The organism is Devosia sp. Z11_6, from assembly GCF_058133665.1.
In genome coordinates this window covers 393,053-414,659 of sequence record NZ_JBYUNQ010000002.1, presented here as the reverse complement: position 1 = coordinate 414,659, position 21,607 = coordinate 393,053, and the positions used below count along the sequence as shown (strand labels likewise).

The 21,607-nt window shown below is 61.4% G+C and carries 17 protein-coding genes and 3 pseudogenes; 8 read left to right on the top strand and 12 right to left on the bottom strand.

The window, feature by feature from the left end; all coding sequences use genetic code 11:
• Positions 1–50: 50 nt before the first annotated feature.
• Positions 51–173 (bottom strand): hypothetical protein, encoded by a 123-nt coding sequence (locus tag AC3YMN_RS07195; RefSeq protein WP_282567566.1) that lies wholly within the window; start codon positions 171–173, stop codon positions 51–53.
• 84 nt (positions 174–257) lie between these two features.
• Positions 258–1,094: a glycoside hydrolase family 25 protein gene (locus tag AC3YMN_RS07190; protein ID WP_127755004.1), complete on the bottom strand. Its 837-nt coding sequence runs from the start codon at positions 1,092–1,094 to the stop codon at positions 258–260.
• A 176-nt stretch (positions 1,095–1,270) separates the two neighbouring features.
• Between AC3YMN_RS07190 and AC3YMN_RS07185 the strand changes: the two are divergent.
• Both AC3YMN_RS07185 and AC3YMN_RS07180 read left to right on the top strand, forming a co-directional pair.
• A pseudogene (locus AC3YMN_RS07185) lies at positions 1,271–1,915 on the top strand (magnesium chelatase domain-containing protein); the annotation flags it as partial.
• A gap of 224 nt (positions 1,916–2,139) precedes the next feature.
• Entirely contained in the window at positions 2,140–4,305 is a 2,166-nt protein-coding gene (locus AC3YMN_RS07180) for a phage infection protein (RefSeq protein ID WP_489889487.1), read from the top strand.
• 37 nt (positions 4,306–4,342) lie between these two features.
• Here the strand turns inward: AC3YMN_RS07180 and AC3YMN_RS07175 are convergent, their stop codons facing one another.
• The 5 genes from AC3YMN_RS07175 to AC3YMN_RS07155 all read right to left on the bottom strand — a co-directional run bounded on the left by AC3YMN_RS07175 (position 4,343) and on the right by AC3YMN_RS07155 (position 10,748).
• On the bottom strand, positions 4,343–6,994 hold the full coding sequence (locus tag AC3YMN_RS07175; protein ID WP_489889486.1) for a DEAD/DEAH box helicase: 2,652 nt from the start codon (positions 6,992–6,994) through the stop codon (positions 4,343–4,345).
• Positions 6,994–8,526: a site-specific DNA-methyltransferase gene (locus AC3YMN_RS07170; RefSeq protein ID WP_489889485.1), complete on the bottom strand. Its 1,533-nt coding sequence runs from the start codon at positions 8,524–8,526 to the stop codon at positions 6,994–6,996. The genes AC3YMN_RS07175 and AC3YMN_RS07170 overlap by 1 nt, the downstream gene beginning before the upstream one ends.
• A gap of 171 nt (positions 8,527–8,697) precedes the next feature.
• Positions 8,698–9,657, bottom strand: coding sequence for a helix-turn-helix domain-containing protein (locus AC3YMN_RS07165; protein ID WP_489889484.1), 960 nt, complete (start codon positions 9,655–9,657; stop codon positions 8,698–8,700).
• Positions 9,658–9,828: 171 nt separating this feature from the next.
• A complete protein-coding gene (locus AC3YMN_RS07160; RefSeq protein WP_489889816.1) occupies positions 9,829–10,206 on the bottom strand; it encodes a hypothetical protein in 378 nt (125 codons plus the stop codon).
• A 272-nt stretch (positions 10,207–10,478) separates the two neighbouring features.
• The gene (locus AC3YMN_RS07155) at positions 10,479–10,748 is read right to left on the bottom strand and encodes a hypothetical protein (RefSeq protein ID WP_489889815.1); all 270 of its coding nucleotides are present in this window, start codon (positions 10,746–10,748) and stop codon (positions 10,479–10,481) included.
• A 52-nt stretch (positions 10,749–10,800) separates the two neighbouring features.
• On the opposite strand from AC3YMN_RS07155, the gene AC3YMN_RS07150 reads away from it, so the two are divergent.
• Positions 10,801–11,040: a hypothetical protein gene (locus AC3YMN_RS07150; protein WP_489889814.1), complete on the top strand. Its 240-nt coding sequence runs from the start codon at positions 10,801–10,803 to the stop codon at positions 11,038–11,040.
• A 153-nt stretch (positions 11,041–11,193) separates the two neighbouring features.
• Here the strand turns inward: AC3YMN_RS07150 and AC3YMN_RS07145 are convergent.
• The 3 genes and pseudogenes from AC3YMN_RS07145 to AC3YMN_RS07135 all read right to left on the bottom strand — a co-directional run.
• A pseudogene (locus AC3YMN_RS07145) lies at positions 11,194–11,565 on the bottom strand (hypothetical protein); the annotation flags it as partial.
• Positions 11,565–11,867 (bottom strand): plasmid mobilization protein, encoded by a 303-nt coding sequence (locus AC3YMN_RS07140; RefSeq protein ID WP_489889483.1) that lies wholly within the window; start codon positions 11,865–11,867, stop codon positions 11,565–11,567. The pseudogene AC3YMN_RS07145 and the gene AC3YMN_RS07140, both read right to left, overlap by 1 nt.
• 435 nt (positions 11,868–12,302) lie before the next feature.
• Complete coding sequence (locus tag AC3YMN_RS07135; RefSeq protein ID WP_489889482.1) at positions 12,303–13,856, bottom strand: recombinase family protein; 1,554 nt, start codon at positions 13,854–13,856, stop codon at positions 12,303–12,305.
• 30 nt (positions 13,857–13,886) lie between these two features.
• Between AC3YMN_RS07135 and AC3YMN_RS07130 the strand changes: the two are divergent.
• Together AC3YMN_RS07130 and AC3YMN_RS07125 are read left to right on the top strand one after the other, a co-directional pair.
• Positions 13,887–14,780 (top strand): annotated as a pseudogene (locus tag AC3YMN_RS07130) (YifB family Mg chelatase-like AAA ATPase); the annotation flags it as partial.
• 55 nt (positions 14,781–14,835) lie between these two features.
• Positions 14,836–15,474, top strand: coding sequence for a DUF1294 domain-containing protein (locus AC3YMN_RS07125; protein ID WP_489889481.1), 639 nt, complete (start codon positions 14,836–14,838; stop codon positions 15,472–15,474).
• On the opposite strand, the gene AC3YMN_RS07120 is transcribed toward AC3YMN_RS07125, so the two are convergent.
• Entirely contained in the window at positions 15,471–16,166 is a 696-nt protein-coding gene (locus AC3YMN_RS07120; RefSeq protein WP_489889480.1) for a helix-turn-helix transcriptional regulator, read from the bottom strand. The two genes, AC3YMN_RS07125 and AC3YMN_RS07120, sit on opposite strands and share 4 nt — an antisense overlap.
• A 208-nt stretch (positions 16,167–16,374) precedes the next feature.
• On the bottom strand, positions 16,375–17,385 hold the full coding sequence (locus AC3YMN_RS07115; RefSeq protein WP_489889479.1) for an aldose epimerase family protein: 1,011 nt from the start codon (positions 17,383–17,385) through the stop codon (positions 16,375–16,377).
• A gap of 125 nt (positions 17,386–17,510) precedes the next feature.
• Here AC3YMN_RS07115 and AC3YMN_RS07110 point away from each other — a divergent pair, with 125 nt between their 5' ends.
• From AC3YMN_RS07110 to xylA, 3 genes are all read left to right on the top strand, one after another.
• Positions 17,511–18,560 carry a LacI family DNA-binding transcriptional regulator gene (locus tag AC3YMN_RS07110; RefSeq protein WP_489889478.1) on the top strand — a complete coding sequence of 350 codons (1,050 nt, stop codon included), beginning with the start codon at positions 17,511–17,513 and terminating at the stop codon, positions 18,558–18,560.
• Positions 18,561–18,653: 93 nt separating this feature from the next.
• Positions 18,654–20,120 (top strand): xylulokinase, encoded by a 1,467-nt coding sequence (gene xylB / locus AC3YMN_RS07105; RefSeq protein WP_489889477.1) that lies wholly within the window; start codon positions 18,654–18,656, stop codon positions 20,118–20,120.
• On the top strand, positions 20,117–21,424 hold the full coding sequence (xylA, locus tag AC3YMN_RS07100) for a xylose isomerase (RefSeq protein WP_489889476.1): 1,308 nt from the start codon (positions 20,117–20,119) through the stop codon (positions 21,422–21,424). The genes xylB and xylA overlap by 4 nt, the downstream gene beginning before the upstream one ends.
• The last annotated feature ends 183 nt before the right edge of the window (positions 21,425–21,607 follow it).

The window sequence follows — 21,607 nt, the reverse complement described above, 5'->3', positions numbered from 1 at the left end:
AAAAGCGACCGGCCTTGTGCCAGTCGCTCATTCGCATTTGCTCGGCATGCTTACTTCTTGCCGGTATTGCCGGTGCTGCCGCTACCAAGGCCCGTGATCGGCTTTGCTGTTTCCAGCTTGTCCTTTTTGGGCTTCTTGGCTTCCTTGTTGCTGCGCATCTGACCTTTAGCCATGGCTGTTCTCCTCTGCGCCGGGCTGAGCCCGGAAGACGGGCTGGAATCTAGTCCTCGCCACCGCGGCTGACAAGTGACGGCGCCCTATTTGTAGACGCGGCACCGGCCAGTGGGGGCAAGGGCGGCAAATGAGCGTGGATCGCAGCCCGTCATCAGGAAATTGATCCAGTCATTCCGATCACCGTAAAAGGCGTTGCGGTCCACTTCACCTCGGATGCCGGGCACGACGCCAGTCTGCGTCCACTGCCAGAACGTCCAGCCGCGGTTACGATAGCGCTCATGCGGCTCGGCAGCCGTGGAGCGCAACCAGAACGCATTGGGGAAGTACTCCCCATCCAGCACGTCGCGGTGGAAGTTCATGTCGGTATAGATGATGGGCAGCTTGCCGGTATGGGCTTCCATTGCCGCCAGCATCACCCGGATCTTTTCCAGCGCATCGGCCCGCGATGGCTTCACCTTGCACGAGGAATGATTGTTCCACTCCAGATCCAGAACGGGCGGCAGCGCGTCAGGATCATTGGGCACATTGGCGATGAACCACTGCGCCTGCTCGGAGGCGAGCGAACACCAGGTCATGAAGTGGTAGGCGCCGCGCGGCATGCCCGCATCGCGTGCGGCCGCCCAGTTCCGGCGGAAGTTCGGATCGATGTAATCCTTTCCTTCCGTAGCCTTCATGAACACAAAGGCGATGCCCGAGCGCAGCGCCGTCGAAAAGTCGATATGGGATTGGTAGCGCGCCACATCGATCCCCTGGATCGGCATTTTGCGCGCCCGGTCCACTCCGGCATGAGGCCGGTTGTCCCCGTCGATCGGGCCATAAAGTCCACCGCCGCTCGCGCACGCGGCAAGCAGCACCACCATTGCCGCCATTGCGGCGCCCTTGAGCATGGAAGAAAAACGGCGCGCGCAGACTGGGGGCATGAATATACTCGTGTACGACCAGGCGAGCCTTTCATTCAACATGGCGCGGTTAAGGGAAGCTTGCGTTAACTCCAATCCGGCGCCTCGTGGTTAACCCCTATTTAATGTTCGCCGAACGTTCTTGTTGGAGCGGCAGTGCTCTGCTAGCCTCCTCCTGTTCTGGGGGAATGGCGTACATGGTAACCCGGGTTGCGACTGTGGCTTTTCAGGGCATCGAGGCGGTGCCGGTCGATGTCCAGGTGCAGATTGCGCCAGGCCTGCCCAAGTTTCTCATGGTCGGTTTGCCCGATAAGGCGGTCAAGGAATCGAGCGAACGGGTTTACGCTGCGCTGCTCGCTTCGGGGCTGAGCCTGCCGCCCAAGCGCATCACCGTTAATCTCGCTCCCGCCGACCTGCCCAAGGAAGGCAGCCATTATGATTTGCCCATCGCCCTGGGGCTGATGGCCGCGATCGGCGCCATTCCGCAGGATGCGCTGGAAGGTTTCCTTGCCCTGGGCGAACTGGGGCTCGATGGCCGCCTCGCTCCCGTAAATGGCATCCTGCCTGCTGCTATTGCCGCTGGTGCCCGCGACCTTGGCATCATCTGCCCCGAAGCCTGCGGCCCCGAAGCCGCTTGGGCCGGGGAAGACATCGACATCGTCGCTGCCGAAAGTCTTTTGGCCTTGGTCAATCACCTGACCGGCCATCAGCGCGCCCCGCGGCCACTGCCGCGCAAGCACCAGACCAATGGCGGCCTGCCAGATTTGAGCGAAGTGCGCGGGCAACTCGTCGCCCGCCGCGCCCTCGAAGTCGCCGCCGCCGGCGGCCACAACCTCCTGATGTTGTGTGCACAAATGTCTCACCTATAGCATGCCCACTATTTCTGCGTACCGGTGGGCCCGCTGCTGGGTTTGACAACCAATACCGTGCCGAGATCGACCAGTGGCGGTCTGACTACGGTCGATCTCATGCGACTGCTAGCGCGTCGTGAGCAGACGGTCGAACGCCTGGATCGACACATCGTCTGGGGTATGGCAAAGCTTCCTGTAAAAATGGGGGGACGCAGATGGACATGCTCGAAGTCGATTTGGAATATTGCTATGGAATAAAGTCGCTGAAGGCATCATTTGACTTCAGCAAGAAGTCTAAAGCTTATGCTATTTATGCCCCAAACGGCGCCATGAAGACATCGTTCGCGAAAACATTCCAAGATGTTGCGAATGGCACTGCTTCGGGAGACCGCATTTTCCCTGCGCGAATTGGAAAACGTTCGATAAAGGACGAGACGGGGAATCAAATTGGTGCGGACAGTGTTCTAGTCGTTCAGCCGTATGATGAAGTCTTTGGCCACACGGAGAAGACTTCAACACTACTCGTCAATTCTGTCTTGCGCCTTGAGTACGAGCAGTTGCACTTGGAGACCGAGGAGGCCAAAGACACTCTCCTGAAGGCCCTCAAGAAGCAGTCGGGATCCAAAAAAGATTTGGAAAAGGAAATCTCTCGGACCTTCACGACGAGTGATAATCAGTTTTTCAAAGCACTCTTGAGGATCGATGAAGAGCTGAAAGAACAGAAAGAGGCGCCGTTTGCCGATCTGAAGTACGATATTATCTTCGATGAAAAGGCGATTGAGTTCCTCGCAACGCCTGACGTCAATTCAGTGATCAAGGAATATATCGAAAAATACAATGAGCTCCTGGCAGCCTCTATCTATTTCAAAAAAGGTGTTTTTAATTACTACAACGCTGGGACGATTGCTAAGAGCTTGGCCGATAACGGCTTCTTCAAAGCGAAGCACTCGATCCGGCTACACTCGGACGCGCCGAAGGAAATCACTACACGTGAAGAATTGGAGGAGTTGATTGCGAGGGAAAAGGAGGCGATCACCGAAGACGCTGAGCTTCGCAAAAGGTTTTCCGAAATTGAAAATCTGCTCCAAAAGAATGCCGGCATGCGCACCTTCGATGCCTACCTTTCGGAACATGAGGACATCCTGCCCTTCCTTGAGAACATGGCAGGGTTCCGCGAGGAGGTCTGGAAGTCTTACCTGAAGACTCACGTCGACAAGTACGCCGACCTGGTCGAAAAGTATCGGGCTGCCCAAAAGCGGCGCGCGGAAATTGAAGTCGAAGCAGGTAAGGAACGGACGCAGTGGGAAGAGGTTATCGAGATCTTCAACGACCGCTTCTTCGTCCCCTTCAAGCTAACGGCTAAGAACCGAACCGAGGTCGTGCTGGGGCAAGAGCCTATGCTTAGCCTCGGCTTCACATTCGAGGATGGTGCGGACTCGGCAAGCATCGACCGCCCTGCGCTGATGGCTGCACTGAGCACCGGCGAGAAGAAGGCCCTCTATATTCTCAACATCATCTTTGAGATCCAGGCGCGGCAAAAGGCCGGCATCAAGACGCTAGTGATCGTTGACGACATCGCGGACTCGTTCGACTACAAAAACAAATACGCGATCATTCAGTACCTCAAGGATGTCGCTGATGGCGACAATTTCCGACAGGTCATCCTGACGCACAACTTCGACTTTTTCCGGACGGTGAAAGGAAGGTTCGTCGGCTATGGAAACTGCCTGATGGTGGCCAAGAGCGCCACTGGCATCACCCTCAACAAGGCCATCGGCATCGACAATGTCTTCATCAATGACTGGAAGAAAAACTTCTTCTCAGACGACAAAAAGCGCATTGGCTCGATTCCGTTCATGCGCAACTTGCTGGAATTCACTAGGGGTGAGCAGCACGCCGATTACATTCGTCTGACGTCACTTTTGCACTGGAAAGCAGACTCACAAAGCATGACGCAGGATGACCTCTGCGGCATCTACAATGACCTTTTTGGTGGGACGGAGAAACCTGCCAACGGCGCGACATCGGTGACTGACGCCATCTTTCAGGCGGCAGAAGACTGCTTGGTGGCAGGTGTCGGCGCGAACTTCGAGAATAAGATTGTTCTCTCAATCGCAATCCGCCTGAAGGCGGAGCAGTACATGGTGGGCAAGATCGCTGACTCTGCGTTTGTGGACGCCATTACCTTCAACCAAACACCGGTCTTGTTGAGCAGGTTTAGGAACGATTTTCCCGGCCACTCAGCGGGCCCGATCCTCGATCGTGTGATGTTGATGACGCCCGAAAACATCCATCTCAACGCTTTCATGTACGAGCCGATCATGGATATGTCGGACGAACACCTCCGCAAGCTCTACGCTGAGGTGAAGGCGCTGTCCTGAAGTCACGCATCCGCCGCCTGGCATTGTCGGGCGGCGTCTAGCGCGACAGCTTACTATCGAGACCTGCCGCGATCTGTCCGCGTACATCCTGCCCATTCACCTGCTTCTCGACCATTAAAAACACGCCCTTGCCTTGACTTGCCCTTTCCCATAGTGCGCCGATGGCCCGCTTCTCGTCGGTGTCGGCAGCGTCGATAAGGTGGGCACCCTTGTATTCGACGACGAGGATCCGGCCATCTTTCAACTCGGCCGCGAAGTCGGGATAGAAACGCCCGGAAGCGGTGGGTAGCCAAAACGCGCTTGGATGGCGGGCGACGTTCCTGATCCAGTGCTTGACGGCGCCGGTGGCGTCCAGGGCCTTGGCGCAATCGAGTTCCTCGCCTTCATCGGCACCGTCAAAAAACGGCACCTCGGCGGTAAAATGCTTGTTGAACCGGTAGTTGCCTCGATAGCGCCGGACATCGGCGAACATGTCGTCGGCGAAAACGAAACCGGTATCGAACGAGATTTCCGGCTTGGCTTCCGGGGCGAACAGCGAGCGCTGATAGACGCCCTGGCGTTCCTGGGCCCGGATGGCGGCGATACGATCCTTGATCTTGCGAGCGAGAACGTACTTGCAGGCCATCAGGACTGACAGGGGCAGGTTGCGCGGGCCCGTCAGGTAGTTGACCACGTCGGTCAGCCAGCGCACGAGGTCCCCTTGGCCGATGAACTTGTCGCGTACCTGCCGATCAAGGAACAAAACCAGCGCCTGCTCGCTCCACCCTTCTACGGGAATATCGAGCAGGAGCTGCGCGCTCTGGTCACTATGGCGCACGAAGAGGGATTGCCCATCGATATCGATCTCGAAGGTGTCGGCGGTTTCCTGGATGGCGAATTCACCCGCCTCCATCCGGGCGGAATGGTTCGCCAGCGACCAGTCGTGATCTTCCATGAGCACGTCAATGTCGGCCAGCTCAAGCTCGCCCTGGACCCATGTCATCAGCGCCGGAACGGTGAAACGCTCGCCGCGTTCGGCAGCCGATGCGTCCCCTAGGTTGGCCGATTCGTATTCGGCAACCTTCTCCCGCAGCGCACCGGCTTCGGCTGGCGGCAAAGCTTCATAGACCACCGCCTTTTCGCTGGCCTTGAGGAACCCGGTGATTTTGACCTGGGAGGCGCCCGCTGCCGTTGTGGTGACGGTGATTTTTCCGGGCGCAGCAGCCTGGATGGCGCGCAAGGCAGCGGAGTCAGCGCTGACCGTCACGGTTACGCTGGGCTTGGCACGACGTGCCTGGCCGAACAGACCGTCCTCGAGGTCGAGCTGTTGCGGGATGATATTGGCCTCGGCCTCGGTTTCCTCAAAGCCCATGCTGACCAGACGGTCTCGGAGGGCGTGGGCGGCTTCGGCAAACGATCTGGACGTGAGATGCGCGTAGGCTCGGTTGAGGGCTGGAGCGGCTCGCCTGCGGGCATAGGGCATCCGTAGCACCCGGCCCAGCAGCTGCTCGGCGTCGGTGGCGCTGGCGATGTTAGCCACCGAACAGAAGACGTAGGCAAATGAACAGTCCCACCCCTCCTTAAGGGCTTGCACGGTGATGATGAAGTCGATTTCACAGGCGGGATCGAACAGGTTGATTCCGTCCAGGTCGCGCTGGTCGCCCGTCGCCACGGCGATACGGTTGGCGGCGATGCCTTCGGTCTCGGTCAGGTGCTGCCTCAGCACCTCGACGGTGACGTCCTGGTCGCGGTTCTGGGCCTGAAACAGAACGATGGGGCGAATATACTCGCGGTCGGTCGTGGCCACTTCGGCCAATTCGGCCCGCTTGGCGATAGCGCCCGTCACAGCACCCTGCCAGGTCTGGTGCTCGGCCAGCATCACCGGCAACTTTATCATCTCCTCATCCTTGAGTTCCTGTGCGGAGACGGAATGGAGAATGTTCGAGTTCGGCTGCGGGGTGGCGGTGAATTCCACGATGGCGGTGGGGTTAACCCGGGCTTGCATATCGCGCGACAAGCCCGTGACGGCGGTATGGGCCTCATCGACGATCATGAGGGGGCGATGCAGGTGCAGCAGGTTGGCGAAGGAAAACTTGATGGTCCCCGCGCCGGGCTTCCCGTCCTCGATTACCTCCAGCCCCGGAGCCCTGGCAGGGACGCTGGTGAAATGGGGCTCCAGCATTTCGTGATGGGCATAGACCTTTCGGCCTTCGGTGTTGTTGACCCTTAGCGTCTGGATGGTGGCGACGACGACGACACAGTTCGATTTCAGGTCATGCGGCAGGATCTGGGTAAAGTCGCCGATATCGAACACCCTGACCCGACCGGAAAATGCCGTGTCTAGCGCTGCTCGATAGGCATGACGCGGATTCTTGAGCGCATCGACCGTTTGCTGCCGGATCGTGGTGGTGGGCACCAACCACAGCACCAGCGGAAAGTCTTTCTCGATCCATGCCGTCTTCGCCACGTTGACGGCGTGGGCTGCCAGCAACGTTTTGCCGCCGCCGGTCGGCAGCCGCAGACATACATAGGGAGTCTCGGGCATTTCGTTGAGGGGACGGTATCGCCCAGCGAAGCCGCGCAGTCGCCGGGCCTGGTCGGGCTGGGCCACGATGGCGTTATAGGCGGCTACAGGGCCGGTGATGCGGGCCTCGGCAAGAAACTGGCGCAGGGTATCCAGGGTGGCGGCTTGGTAGTTTTTGAGTTCCATCAGGCGTGCGCCTTCACATCATAAGGGGTCTGCTTGAAGGTGATGCCGAATTTCTCCAGCGTTGCCGGTGACAGGGCCGAACGCTCCCCATAGACGGACATCGGTCCCGCAAATCCCTCCGGGAGGGCGGCGCGGACAATCGCCAGCGTCCCGCGGGTCAACACGTTGCCGCCACTGGCCGACTTGTCGCCGAGGATGCCGTTATAGAGCAGAGCAACCGCTCTCCCATCATTTGTGCCCAGCACCGGCGATAGCGGCACCGGCGCGGTCCAGGGCGCGCGGGTCTCGGAAAACCAGATATGAGCGGCCAGCACGGGGAATTCTATGTCGGGACGTATCTGGCCGTTATCGTCAAACACCGATGGCCCAAGCCGGTAGAAGCGGAAGCCACCACCACCCTGCCAGCTCTGGGACTCCGATATACCGCCCTGTTCACCGTGGATGACCTTGTTCAGGCGTGGGGCACAATGGGTGGCTGCATGGTCGCCCATTTCGATGCCGATGTATTTCCGGCCCATTTTGTGGGCAACGGCTGCCGTGGTGCCGGATCCAAGGAAGGAGTCCAGAACCAGATCACCCGGGTTGGTGGCGATCTGCAGCACGCGCTCGATCAGACGTTCAGGCTTTGGGGTGCCAAACGATACGTCGTCTGGGAATAGGGCCCGCATCTCGTTTTTTGAAGTTCGGTTACTTCCTACATCGTCCTTTGACCAAAGGGTGCGCGGGACCAGGTCGCTTACCTCGGTCAGGTATCTCTTGATGCTGGGTCGGGCGGTGCCATTGGGTCCCCACCAGATACGGCCATCGGCATCCAATTCCCTGATACGTTCTTCCGACACGCGCCAGAATCGCCCAGGAGGCGGGGAGAACATGCGTCCAGTTGGACCGGTGAGCGTGTAGGTCCCGCGCGAGTAGGGCTTATTGGCATAGGGATCGCCGGGTAGCCACGGGCCGCGCGCATCATCATCGGGGTTACGGTAGATGGAGTTGGCTTCGGTCGTTCTTGTCAGCCTTTTCGGAGACCATTCCGGATTTCTGGAATAGACAAATATGTAGTCGTGGTCGCTAGAAAACTGACGGGCCGAATTTCTTGGCGAATCGGCCTTTTGCCAGATGACAGTGTCAACGAATGTCCCGCGCCCGAACACCTCGTCCATCATGACCTTGAGGTAATGCCCCTCGTTGTCATCGATGCTGACCCAGATGGACCCGGCAACGGGGTCAAGCAGGTCCCGCAATAACTCCAGTCTCGGCCACATCATCGCCAGCCAGCGGCTGTGTTCCAGATTGTCGTCGTAGTGCTCGAAGGCCGACTTCGTGTTGTAAGGCGGGTCGATGTAGATGCACTTCACCTGGCCGGCATAGAACGGCAGCAGCGCCTTGAGCGCATCCAGGTTGTCGCCCTGGATCAGCATGTTGCCGGTGTCACGGTCGCCATGGCCGAGTTCGGGCACTTCCTCCAGCAGGCGATACGGCACCTTCTCGGTGGCACGGATATCGTCGTCGCGGGTCAACCAGCGAAGTGTCGGCATTCAGGCATCCATTCGTTCACGCTTCGGCACCAGAGAACCGCAGCCCACTGTGGCCGTGGCTCGATACCCCAAGATGCGACCTATGCGTCACCTTAATAGTCTATGCCAAGCCTCGGCAGCTTCACGGTCAGCGTGGAACAGACACCAGCAGTGGATAGAGCAGGTGACCCGTTAAGATAGCTCCATCCAAAATTCTCTCCCATAGCCAGGAGGAACAACATCATAGATGTCCCCGTCCATAACCTCCTGCGACCACAGGAGCAGCTCTTCCGCATCTGAGGCCCGGCAGTCCTCTGTGACGTGGTGGGAAACGATCCTTGCACCCGGAAAGATAGCGAGGACGGCCATGACCAACGGGTCACTACTCGAGACAGCGAGGGAGTCCTGCTCCACTGGAAGTGAAGGAATAGAATTGGCCGATGCGACAACAGCCATGTCCATCCGCGATTCCAAGTCTGCGGATGTCGCCGCTGCAACCGACGAAGCATTGGATAAACAGGCGCGGGCGTCGGTCTTCATGGCGACAGGTAATGCTGGCCTGGCGGTGCTGTTGTCGGGGGTACCCCCTGGCAACATTGTAGATGTGGCCCGCTCATGGGACTGTGAATTAACCACTTCAGGGCTTGCAGGCCTGCTGGCGGGACTGCTGGGTGGCGTGTCGGCTGCGGAGATGTTCTCCAGTCCGGCGGATCGGCCTATCGATCCCGTCGATGGGACTGGCTTTTGTTTTCTCGGGGCGTCCGCAGTAGCGGCTACCTTGCCCCAACGAGCGAATTCCTTGCTCGCCAGTTCACCCGTCACGTCGTTCTTCAACTCGGTCAGCCGCCACTCAACCGCCAGGCGTTTCTGATCGAAGGTATGACTTTTCTCGCGGACGATGAAGCCGTGTTCCTCAAGCTCCTTGAAGTACCGGCTGGCGGAACTTTTGCCCAAGCCGAGGGCCGTTCCAGCGTCCCTGGCACTAAACGCCAGAGCGCCGTTGTTCTTGCCATTGAACCGTGCCTTGAGCTCAACATACAGAGCACGCGCCGTTGGCGTGAGGTCCTGCCAGGCGGGCGACTGTATCATCCATCGATATATCTGCACGAACGGGATCGTGCTGCGACCGCCCTTACCCATACGCTTGCTCATGCGCTATCCCATGTTCGGAGCCGATCCACGACGGTGGGAATCGGTCTGTACGGACATGTTCGAATCAGACGGGCCAAACGACCAGAGGATTCGGCAGGGCAAGATAGAAAATCGTGATGCGAGCCGTCCGGGAGTTTTCGGCGTCGCGGAGGGCAAGTGCCGCCAGAGGTCTTACGTCTCGAGCGGCAAGCCCCAGATGTCGCGGGCCAGCGGGTTCAGGAGATACCGGCGCCGGTCAAGCTGGCGACCGACCGACTGCACGAAGCTCGGGCCGCCGTAAGCCAGGCGTGGATAGTAGTGGATGACGCGCCTGGTGGTTCTGACCTGGTCAATCGTCGCGCGCGCTGCGCTGGCCCGGTGCTCGGTCTGGGCTCTCTGTACTTCCCCGGCTGCTCGATGGGCCCGCTCCGCCCGATCAACGCTGGCCTTTGCCGCCAGCCATCCGCGTTCCGCTGCCACCAGTTGACCCATGACTTGGGCCAAGGTCTTCGCGGCCTCGACGCTGGCGGTGTCGCCGGCACCACCATCACGGCCAAACAGGCGTGCCATCACGCCCGGCGGTTTAGGATCGGGCAGCGCCTCTAGGGCTCGGCGCTCCCTCCATAAAGCCTCCAGCCTGGCGCCGGTCGCCTGCTCCTGGGAAATCGCCGCGTCCAGTGCGGCCCGCGATGGCGACGGGGCGTTTTGCAACTTCCCCAGCTCGGCTTGGGCAGCCCGTTCCAACCCGTCGAGATGGCTATGAGCCCGGGCTGCAAACGGCTGCCCAATATCTATACGATGAAGTTGTACGAGGGCCTTGGCGGCGCTGCCGAATGCGGCGATTAGTCCTCGGTCATCACGCGGCGCAACGTCGCCGCGATACCCGGTTCCTCCAGGCGCCGATGCAGCGCCGCTACCGACTTCTGGGTCTCGTCCACGCCGTTGACGATCATCCCCAGCAGTCCGATTACCGTGTTGAGGAAACTGGCCTGTTCCCCCTCCAGCGGCACCGCCACGGTTTTCGCCAGCGCCAGGATAGTCTCGATGTCGGCCTTGATCTTGGCGGTGTCGTTGAGGATTGTCTGTGCTGCGCTCGGTGGCGTTGTCGTCATGCCTTGTCTCCATTTTTCGTGTGAATTCGTCGCGCCGTGCCCGGACCAACCGATGGCCAGACCCGAGAAACACGCCCTCGGTCGTGCGGATGACCCACACGTTTTCCTTGTTGCCAGGCGCTACGGTCATCCCGTGCTCGGCCAACGCCTCGGCAAAATCGTCTCCGGACGAGCTGGCGATCCAGGCGGCCACGACATGCGCCTTCAACAGGGCAAGGTCCGCGCCCTGCCGCTTGGCCGCCTGGTGCTCGGTCGTCGTGAAGGCTTCGCGTGGCCGCCTGCCGGTTGGTAGGGCCTCGGCCACCTTATCCGCCACCGCATGATCGCCGGCGGCCCGTAGGGCGGCGATGACGGCCTTGCCGTGTTTGCCCGGCACGATGGGATGGCCGAAAGCCACCTCCAGGCAGCGGGCAATTTTTTCATGCCTGGCGTGGCCATGGGCACTGGAAAGAACGCGGCCCGTGCGGGGATCGACCTCGGGGAGCACGACGTGCCAGTGCCGGTCGCTGACCCCATCAACGGCCCGTGCCTTCTGGTGCTCGACGATGAACGCTGCAGCCGGATTGAAACCGAATTCGGTGGCGAGCCCGTCAACGCATTTCCGGAACTGATCGCGATCGATACCGAACTCGGGGGAGATAATGAAGTGCCGGACGGCATAGACCCTGCCAAATTTCTGGGCATCGGCCACCGCATCATTGAGGTCGGCAGCGGTGCCCTGGATGACGGCGATGCTTTCGTTATCGCTGCCGTTCAGAAGATGCCGGGCTAGCGCTCGGGCCCCGGAGCTTGAGCGGATGCGGTTGGCCTTGATCATCATCGGCCAAGCAGCCGCTGGGCATCGTGATGAGCCTGACGAAGGTCGGCCTTCACGCGGTCTGCCTCCTCGTCGGTCCGGCCCCATTCTTCCACAAGCTGGCCGATAGCGTTGATCCGGCGACGCAGTGCGGCCACCTGGATAGACTCGATTTCGCCAACTGGCTCCGGCTGGTTCATCACCGCCTTCATACCTTTGCGCAGCAGGCTTGAAATCGACGTTCCCACCTTGTCGGCGTATTGGATGAGAGCGGCCTTCTCGGCGGTAGTGACACGAAATTCCAAACGGTCATCACAAGACATCTGCTTCTCCTTAGGGGTGCACGGGGGTCTCCCCCTGCGAAGCTGTCCGTGCAACGGACATGGCTGGCACTACTGATCCTGTTCTTGTTTAGGATTGTCCGGGCGAGCGAATTTCACCAGAGACGTGTCCGGACAAATCGCTAAGGAAAGATTCTGGATCCACTGAGCGAGCGAATTGGCGACCGGACCGGAGACACCGTATCGCAGGTCTGATTGCCGGTTCGCGGGCCGGGATAGCTGGCTTCTAACAAAGGACCACAGCAAGAAATTCAGAGCTGGAAGGACCCTTGACGTTTCTCAAGCTTGATGATGATCGATGCATAGCCACGGATCCTGGCGGCGTCATATGAACGTGCTGTGCAATGGCGCACGAAGTACGATGGCCTCAAGCATATTAGCGGAAGCTATGCCATCAGCTCGGCTCGAACATCGACCCTAGTGTCCGCCGAAGTAAAACTGCCCTTCGCCACCACCCATGAGAACGACGGTGCCCCCACTCGGTTGGATCACTATCTTCTCGACCATTCCCCGGAGCCTTTGAGAAACGGCTGCCCTTACCGCCGGCAGTTCATCGTCGCTGGAATCGCGTAGTTGCTTTTGAAGCGCCATAAACTGGTTTGGGATATCGCCACTGGTTGTGCCGTTGTAAGCTGCGATTTGAGTATCCAATGCCGCTACGTCGGCTTCACAACGGTGAATTTCAGCGCCTAGGGCTGCAACTCTGCTAGCTACGGCTGCACCGTTTCCGCCTGCCTCGACCAATTCGACCAGGTTCGCCTGCCTTGCTTTTAAATCCGACAGCTGGGTCATCGCGGTCTGCCGTTGACCGGCAACTAATGCCTTCTGGTCGCTATTCGACAAAATCAGGTCTGCCATCCGATCCGAGACAGCTGCGAAGGTCAGCAGTTCGACCATATGATAAGGGTAGGTGCTCCTCTCGCTACATCCACCAGAAGCATTGGCTTTCCCGCAGATAAGTTTTGGCCCGGAAGACCTCTTACCCTTGTCGACAATAACCAGATTCTCTTTACACCGATGGCATTTAGCCATTCCACGAAGAAGGTTGCGGTGGCCCTTGCTCGGTCGTCCTTGACTATTATTTCTCAATCCAGCAGCAGCTTTAGCTTGAAAAAAAACGGCCTCGTCTATGACGGCTGGGTAATAGTTTTCCAGGGGCGTGGCTCCAACCCCGGTGCCCCCCGCAAGTTTCGACAGCGGTTGAAACCTACCGAAGGTAGCCGGGTTTCCCAGAATCTTCTGGATATAGCTGTCGTGCCAATACTTACCCTTTTTACCCCCTCTGCCCCACGGCTCTACCCCAGCTTCATTTAGCTTACTGGCAATAGACCGCCTACCAATGCCCGCTATAGTATCTGCAAAGATGGTTTTGACTATCGCCGCCCGTTCGGGGACAAGTACGTAGTGTCCACTCTTGGGCCCGCCTCGCAGTTCAATCCATGCGGGTGCCGTGGCCGTCATCGCTTGGCCCGTTTCCGCTGCGAGTTGCCGTTTTGCTTGCCAAGCCTCGCTAACACGGTGCCCCTTTAGCCGCGACTCTTCGTGAGCACGGGCCATCTCCACTAAGCTGAACATTAGCGGCGTCCAGTCTACTGCAAGTTTCTCTGCGTTATATTCGTGCTTGTCGGATAGCGTCACAACCGTGATGCCAGCGTTGATCAGATCCAACAGGCGAGGAAATGCTGCAGTAACGGCCTGACGACTTATTCTATCTAGGCTTTCTACTAATAAGAAACTGCCCCGTGGAACCGTGCCATCCTCTACGAAATCCAGGAATTTTTTGAGCGCGCCGAACTGTGCATTCTTGCCGCGATACGCAGATTTCCCCAAGTCTCTGAGGGTGTCATCCAGCGTATGCCCCTCCTTGGAACACCATGAACGAGCAGCGCCAAGCTGCCGACGCAGGCTGTCACCTTTGGCTTGCTCAGGATTGGAAAACCGAATGTATGAGTACGCCTTTGCCATGCTCATAAGCGTGCTTCAACGTGACGCAATCGTCAACACATGATGCTGATGATCGGACCGCCCGGCGCCGGCAAGTCCATGCTCGCGGCCCGTCTGCCCTCCATCCTGCCTCCGCTCAATCCGCGCGAACTGCTCGATATCTCGATGATCCAGTCCATCGCGGGCGAACTGGCCGGGGGTGCCATTTCCGATCGTCGTCCCTTCCGTGCCCCGCACCATTCTGCGTCCATGGCGGCGTTGGTCGGCGGTGGCCTGCGCGTGCGGCCCGGCGAAGTCAGCCTTGCCCACAATGGGGTGCTGTTTCTCGACGAACTCGCCGAATTCGCGCCTCAGGTCCTCGATTCCCTGCGCCAGCCGCTTGAAGCGGGCGAAACCGTCATCGCCCGCGCCAATGCCCGCGTGTCCTATCCGTCGCGCGTCCAGCTGATTGCGGCGATGAACCCCTGCAAATGCGGTCTCGCCGGTACGCCCGGCCACACCTGCAAGCGCGGCGCCGCCTGCGCCAATGACTATCAGGCCCGCGTGTCCGGCCCCTTTCTTGACCGCATCGATATCCGCATCGACGTGCCCGCCGTCAGCGCCGCCGATCTGATCGCGCCCGCCGAACCCGCCGAAGCCTCCAGCGTAGTCGCCCACCGCGTCGAGCGCGCCCGCGAGCGCCAGCGCCAGCGCTTTCTCGAGCACGGCGCGCCCGGCATCTTCACCAATGCCGCCGCCGGTCCCACCCTGATTGAAACCGTGGTCAACCCCGATAGCGACAGCCGCAAGCTCCTGCTCCAGGCGGCCGAACGCTTCAACCTGTCCGCCCGCGCCTATCACCGCGTGCTCAAGGTCGCCCGCACCCTGGCCGACCTCGCCGGCGTGGACCGCGTCGCGCGCCCCCACATCGCCGAAGCCCTGAGCTACCGCGTCAACTTGGCCGCAGCCTGAGCGCGGACGATCGGTTAACCCAGCCCGGCTAATCTTGCGCGGGCAGGGGGCTCGCATGCAACGATCCGGTGTGCTGGTGGAATGGAATGACCGCCGCGGTTTTGGCTTCATCGACGGGGGTGATGGCAGCCGTTGTTTCGTGCATGTTTCGGCTATTGCCGGTCCAACGCGTCCCCAGGTGGGTGACCACCTCCGTTACCGGCTCGGCCCCGGCCGCGACGGCCGCCCGCAAGCCATGCAGGTTCAACTCGCTTCAGCCAAGCCTGCGCCAAGGGTCCCCCGAGCATCCATTCCATCTGCCGAGCCGGCAAGCTTGGGCTGGCGATCCGGTGCTGCAATCATTCTGGCCGCGCTGCTTGCCGTCGCCCTATTTCGGGGCTCTGTGCCACTGCCCCTTGGCGGCATCTACATACTCGCCAGCATTCTTGCCTTCTCCTTTTACCAGCACGACAAACAAGCGGCGAAGGCCGGGGAATGGCGCGTCAGTGAAGCCACGCTCCATGCACTCGATCTTGGTTGCGGCATTATCGGTGGCCTCCTGGCCCAGGAGCGGTTCCGCCACAAGACGCGCAAAGCGGGCTTTATTGCCTTCACCTTCGTGATCGCGGCCATGCACCTGCTCTGGTTGGGGGGCCTCGCCACGGGTCTGATCACCACCGCGGAACTGACCGACCTTTTGTCCCTATGGCCCTAGTGTTCCCACTTGGCTTCCCAATCGGGGTAATGCTCTTCCCAGAGCGCCTGCCATTCGCGCACCAGCGCCGCCCGCCTGCGGCCATAGCGCTGCTCGGTGAGCTCGAGCGCCAAAATCCGGTCGGTGCGGAAATTGCGGAACGCTTCGCGCAGGCAGCACCAGGCCGCCACCGTCTGCTTGCCCTCGAAAAACGCCACCTGCACCGGCCAGATCACCCGCTCGGTACGCTGGCCCGCTTCATCGGCATAGTTGATCCGCAGCGCCTTTTCGCAGCGCATCGCCATGCGCACGTCCCCAAGAATGGGCAGCGGCTCGCGCTCGCGCCAGAGCGCCACGGGCCACAGGCCCGTATCATTGATGCGGTCGCGCAGATCCTCGGGCGAGGCAGTGGCGATTTTCGCCAGCGCGTTCTTGGCCGCCAATCCCAGCCCGTCATCGGGCTGCGCCTGCACCCAGCGCGCGCCCAGCACCAGCGCTTCCAGCTCCTCGGGCGTGAACATCAGCGGGGGCAGGAAAAATCCGGGTTTTAGCATATAGCCGATCCCCGCTTCTCCCGCGATCGGCGCGCCCAGCCCGATAAGGGTCTGCACATCGCGATACAGCGTACGCACTGAAACGCCCTGCTCCTCGGCGAGCGCCGCAGCCGTAACCGGCCGGCGGTGCCGGCGCAGCGCATCCATGATCGAAAACAACCGCTCGGTCTTGTCCAGCTTGTGTTCTCCATCCCCGGCCCTCCCGCCTGCTGCGGAAAGGATGTTGCGCTTTGGCCCTGACAGCGCCTGTCAGGACGCCGCGACCTTTTGGTCGTCGGCCCCGCCGCGACCTCCTGGTCGTCGCCCCGCGGCGGGCCCTTGCTCGTCCGCTCCCGGCGAGCCCTTGCTCGTCCGCCCTGTTTATCGCCTAGCCGATCTCGATCTCGCACCAATGCCGGTAGGGCTTGTCGGACCCATGGATGATCGAGGGGAAATGCGGGTTGTGCAAGGCATCGGGGAACATCTGGTCCTCGAGACAAAACCCGGAATGCTTGGGATAGCGGCGACCGTTCAACCCGGGCACCGCCACATTGGTCATCACCCCGTTATAGAACTGCAGGCCCGGCCGGTCGCTCCACAGTTGGAGTGTCAACGCCCCGTCTGGCCCGCGCACGGTCGCGATGGGGTCGGCGAGGTCGCGGCCGGTGTCGAGCACGAGATTGATGTCGTAGTCGATGGGCGCGCTCGCTGCGTCGCGCAGGATGCGCCCGGCCCGCAGGTCATATTGCGTGCCGCGCGAAGGCAGGATGGCCCCAGTAGGGCACAGATCGGGGCCCAGCTGCGTATAGGCGCTCGAGGGGATCTGCACCCAATGGTCCAGCACCAGCGGGTCGGTGCCCAAATTCCAGTACTGGTGCTGCACGAGGCTGATCGGCGTGCGCCGGTCGGTTGTTGCCTCGAACTCGGTGCGCAGCCGATTGCCCACCAGCCGATAGGTCACGGCCAAATCAACATCGCCCGGATACCCCATTGCCCCGTCGGGGCTATGGAGGGTAAACCGCACGCTGGTGCCGGCACTGTCGACCTCGCCGGCCCAGACCTGGCGCCCCAGCCCTTCGGGCCCGCCATGCAGGTGAATATTGCCCTCATTGACCGGCAGGTCGTAGTGCTGCCCATCAAGATCAAAGGATGCGCCCACGATCCGGTTGGCCACCCGCCCCGTGATCGCGCCGAAATGCGGACTATGCTCGGGATAGGGCTCGAAGCTGTCGAATCCCAGCGCCACCGAGCGCAGGCCCCCCGCCACCGGCACCCGCCAGTCGCGCACCGCCCCGCCATAGCCGATAATGTCGATCTCGACCCCCTCATCGCTGCGCAGATGATATTGATCCACGCGCTTGCCGTTGAACTGGCCGAATTCGCTAACTGCTATGCTCATGCGCCTCTCCCTTTGCGCCCTGCTTTAGCCGGTTTGCGTTCACCCCTGCAACGGCGCACTTGACCAAACACTTGACCTAACCGGCTGCCCTCCGCAGTGTCTCGCCCGGTTTGGAGACAAGGGCAGTGAACGAGATCGGATCGAGGCGCCGGGCAACGGTTCATGATGTGGCGCGCGCCGCGGGCGTGTCGCTGGCCACGGTGGATCGCGTGCTCAACAATCGCCCCGGCGTGCGCCCCGTCACCGCGCAAAAGGTCGAAGCGGCAATGGTCGCTATCGGTTTCCAGCGCGATCTGTCCGCCTCGCTGCTGGCCCGCGGGCGCGATCTGCGCGTCGTTTTCCTCCTGCCCGCCGGCTCCAACGAATTCATGGGCAGCCTGGCCGGCGCGGTGGAGCGGCGCGCCCAATCCAGCGCGGGCGAGCGGCTGGCGCTCGAGCTGCGGCGCCTGCGCCCGCTTGATCCCGAAGGGCTCGCCCGCGCCCTTGACGGGCTCGAACCTGCCATCTGCGATTGCGCCGTGATCGTGGGCAGCGAAACGCCGTCTGTGCTCGCTGCCGTCGAGCGCGCCAGCCGCCGCGGCGTCGCGGTCGTCACCCTCGTGTCGGATCTGCCCAATTCCGCCCGCCGCCATTTCATCGGCATCGACAATCCCGCCGCCGGCCGCACCGCCGCCTCCCTCATGGGCCGGTTCTGCCCAAAGGGAGCCATCGGCGTCATCGCCGGCTCGCTCGCGCTGCGTGATCATCGCGACCGCCTCGATGGCTTTGGCGCCGTTCTCGCCCGCGAGTTCCCGGGCTTGCAACTGCTCGGACCGCTCGAAAGCCATGACGAGCCCGCCCAGGCAGAGGCGCTTGCCACCCGGCTTTTGGCCGACCATCCCGATCTCGCCGGCATCTACAATCTTGGCGCCGGCAATGCCGGGCTCGTGGCGGCGCTCGCCGCCTCCAAGCGCGCCCGCGCCGTCCGCGCCGTCCGCGTCATTGCTCATGAGCTGACGCCCGCCACCCGCGCCGGGCTTGATTCCGGTGTTATCGACGTCGTGCTGGATCAAAATCCCGATCACGAAATCCGCGAAGCGCTACGCGCGGCCCAGCAATGTGCCCTCGGCAGTGCCGCAGTCGTCACCACCGACCCCATTGAAATTGGGATATTCCTGCGCGACAATCTGCGCTAACACAGCAGCCGATCCAAAATTCGGCATCGCCCAAACGGGCAGGGGAGGGACTTTCGTGTTTTCACGCTTGCCAAATTGTGAGGTACGTTCCTCATGACCAACTTCCTTGGCATTGATATCGGCACCTCTGGCGTCAAGGTGATGCTGATCGATGCGGCCGGCCGTCCCATCGGCGATGCCACCGCGCCCTCGCCCGAGCCGACCCGTCCCCATGCCGGCTGGTCCGAACAGAACCCCGCCGATTGGTGGGCGGCAACGCAGGCCGCCCTTGATGGGCTGAGCCAAAGCCACGGGAGCGAGCTCGCCGCCGTGCGCGGCATTGGCTTGTCCGGTCACATGCATGGCGCCACGCTGCTGGGGGAAGACGATGTGGTTCTGCGCCCCTGCATTTTGTGGAATGACGGGCGCTCGGCCGCCGAATGCGCCGAAATGGAATCCGCGCTCCCCACCCTGCGCGACATTGCGGGCAATATCGCCATGCCCGGTTTCACCGCGCCCAAGATCGCCTGGGTGCGCAAGCATGAGCCCGAGGTCCATGCGCGCATCCGCAAGGTGCTGCTCCCCAAGGCCTATGTGCGCCTCTTGCTGACCGGCGACTATATCGAAGACATGAGCGATGCCTCGGGCACGCTCTGGCTCGATGTCGGGCGGCGCGACTGGTCCGACGAGCTGCTGGCCGTCACCGGCCTTGATCGTTCCCACATGCCGCGCCTCGTTGAAGGCTCCGCCCCCTCCGCCATCCTCAAGCGCGAGCTTGCTGCGCGCTGGGGCATGTCGGGCGATGTGGTGGTGGCCGGCGGCGCTGGCGACAATGCTGCCGCCGCTTGCGGCATCGGCGCCATTCGCCCCGGCGAAGGCTTTGTGTCGCTCGGCACCTCGGGCGTCCTGTTCGTATCCAACGACAAGTTCCGCCCCAACACCTCGGGCGCCGTGCATGCCTTTTGCCATGCCGTTCCCGACACCTGGCACCAGATGGGCGTGATCCTTTCGGCCACGGACTCCCTCAATTGGCTCGGGCACATCACCGGCCAAAAGCCGGCCGCCCTGGCCGGCGCTGCCGAAGCGGGTTTCACCGGTCCCGGCGAGGAGATTTTCCTGCCCTATCTCTCGGGTGAACGCACGCCCCACAACAATGCCGGCGCCCGCGGCTCCTTTGTCGGCCTTTCCCATCGCTCCGATCCCGCCCGGCTCGCCCAGGCGGTGATGGAAGGCGTTAGCTTTGCCGTGCGCGATTGCCAGCGTGTCCTTGAGGATGCCGGCACCCAGATCAACCGGCTGATCGCGGTGGGCGGCGGCAGCCGCTCGGCGCTCTGGCTCAAGCTGATCGCCACCAATCTCAACACCGAGATTGCCCTGCCTGAAGATGGCGATTTCGGCGGTGCGCTGGGCGCGGCCCGGCTCGGGCTCTGCGCGGCCACCGGCGCCAACCCCGCCGAGGTGATGACCATGCCCGCCATCAAGACCGTCATTGCACCCGACGCCCGTTTGTCGGCTGCCTATACCGAGCAATACCAGCGCTACCGCGCGCTTTATCCCGCCATCGAGGAGGCACGTTCGTGACTGATTTCTTCAAGGGCATTGCGCCCGTCAAATATGAAGGCCCGTCGAGCACCAATCCGCTCGCCTATACCCATTACAACAAGGACGAGATGGTCGCCGGCAAGCGGATGGAAGACCATATCCGCCCCGCCATCGCTTATTGGCACACCTTTGCCTATGAAGGCGGCGACCCCTTTGGCGGCCGCACCTATGATCGGCCCTGGTTCGATCGTGGCATGGACGGCGCCAAGATGAAGGCCGATGTGGCCTTTGAGCTCTTCGAGCTGCTCGACGCGCCCTTCTTCTGCTTCCACGATGCCGATATCGCCCCCGAAGGGGAAACCCTCGCCGAATCCAATCGCAATGTGCGCGCCATCGGCGAGATCTTTGCCAGGAAGATGGAAACGAGCCGCACCAAGCTCCTGTGGGGCACGGCCAACCTTTTCTCCAACCGCCGCTATATGGCGGGCGCCGCCACCAATCCCGATCCCGAGATCTTTGCCTATGCCGCCGGCCAGGTGAAGAACGTGCTCGAGCTCACCCATGAACTGGGTGGCGCCAATTACGTGCTCTGGGGGGGCCGCGAGGGCTATGAAACCCTCCTCAACACCAAGATCGGCCAGGAACAGGACCAGATGGCCCGCTTCCTCCATCTCGTGATCGATCATGCCGACAAGATCGGCTTTACGGGCCAGATCCTGATCGAGCCCAAGCCGCAGGAGCCATCCAAGCACCAGTACGACTTCGACGTCGCCACCGTTTACGGCTTCCTCAAGAAGTACGGTCTCGAAACCCGTGTGAAGTGCAACATCGAAGTCGGGCACGCCTTCCTTGCCAACCATTCCTTTGAGCACGAACTGGCGCTGGCCGCTTCGCTGGGCATGCTGGGTTCGGTCGATGCCAATCGCAACGATCTGCAGTCGGGCTGGGATACCGACCAGTTCCCCAATGACCCGCGCGAAATGACCCTGGCCTTCCTCCAGATCCTCAAGAATGGTGGCCTCGGGTCAGGCGGCTTCAACTTCGACGCCCGCGTGCGCCGCCAGTCGCTCGATCCCCAGGATCTGCTGATCGGCCATATTGGCGGTCTCGACGTCCTCGCCCGCGGCCTCAAGGCTGCCGCCGCCATCATCGCCGACGGCACCTATGACCAGGCTGTCGACCAGCGCTATGCCGGCTGGACCGAAGGCCTTGGCCAGGACATCCTCTCGGGCAAGCTGTCGCTCGCCGACCTCGCCCAGAAAGTGGAAACCGAGAACCTCAACCCCCAACCCGTCTCGGGCCGCCAGGAATATCTCGAAAACCTGATCAACCGCTTCATCTAGGGCAGTTGAGGCACAAGGCCTCGGCGCCATCCCCCCCTCCCCCTTGAGGGGAGGGGCCGGGGGAGGGGGTCCATCAGTAAACTCGCTTACCCATCCCTCCCCCGATCTCTCCTTCCCCTCCCCCTTGAGGGGAAGGAGAGATCGGGGGTGGGGGTTCCGGCCTCTCCCCCGCTTCGACTTCGC

Coding starts and splice junctions, on each gene's coding strand:
- AC3YMN_RS07175 (WP_489889486.1), bottom strand. CDS start 6,994: ATGGAACTCAAAAACTACCAAGCCGCCACCCTGGATACCCTGCGCCAG.
- AC3YMN_RS07180 (WP_489889487.1), top strand. CDS start 2,140: ATGGACATGCTCGAAGTCGATTTGGAATATTGCTATGGAATAAAGTCG.
- xylB (WP_489889477.1), top strand. CDS start 18,654: ATGACCAACTTCCTTGGCATTGATATCGGCACCTCTGGCGTCAAGGTG.
- AC3YMN_RS07115 (WP_489889479.1), bottom strand. CDS start 17,385: ATGAGCATAGCAGTTAGCGAATTCGGCCAGTTCAACGGCAAGCGCGTG.
- AC3YMN_RS07125 (WP_489889481.1), top strand. CDS start 14,836: ATGCAACGATCCGGTGTGCTGGTGGAATGGAATGACCGCCGCGGTTTT.
- AC3YMN_RS07170 (WP_489889485.1), bottom strand. CDS start 8,526: ATGCCGACACTTCGCTGGTTGACCCGCGACGACGATATCCGTGCCACC.
- AC3YMN_RS07150 (WP_489889814.1), top strand. CDS start 10,801: ATGGCCAGACCCGAGAAACACGCCCTCGGTCGTGCGGATGACCCACAC.
- AC3YMN_RS07165 (WP_489889484.1), bottom strand. CDS start 9,657: ATGAGCAAGCGTATGGGTAAGGGCGGTCGCAGCACGATCCCGTTCGTG.
- AC3YMN_RS07155 (WP_489889815.1), bottom strand. CDS start 10,748: ATGACGACAACGCCACCGAGCGCAGCACAGACAATCCTCAACGACACC.
- AC3YMN_RS07135 (WP_489889482.1), bottom strand. CDS start 13,856: ATGAGCATGGCAAAGGCGTACTCATACATTCGGTTTTCCAATCCTGAG.
- AC3YMN_RS07160 (WP_489889816.1), bottom strand. CDS start 10,206: ATGGCACGCCTGTTTGGCCGTGATGGTGGTGCCGGCGACACCGCCAGC.
- AC3YMN_RS07195 (WP_282567566.1), bottom strand. CDS start 173: ATGGCTAAAGGTCAGATGCGCAGCAACAAGGAAGCCAAGAAGCCCAAA.
- AC3YMN_RS07190 (WP_127755004.1), bottom strand. CDS start 1,094: ATGCCCCCAGTCTGCGCGCGCCGTTTTTCTTCCATGCTCAAGGGCGCC.
- AC3YMN_RS07140 (WP_489889483.1), bottom strand. CDS start 11,867: ATGTCTTGTGATGACCGTTTGGAATTTCGTGTCACTACCGCCGAGAAG.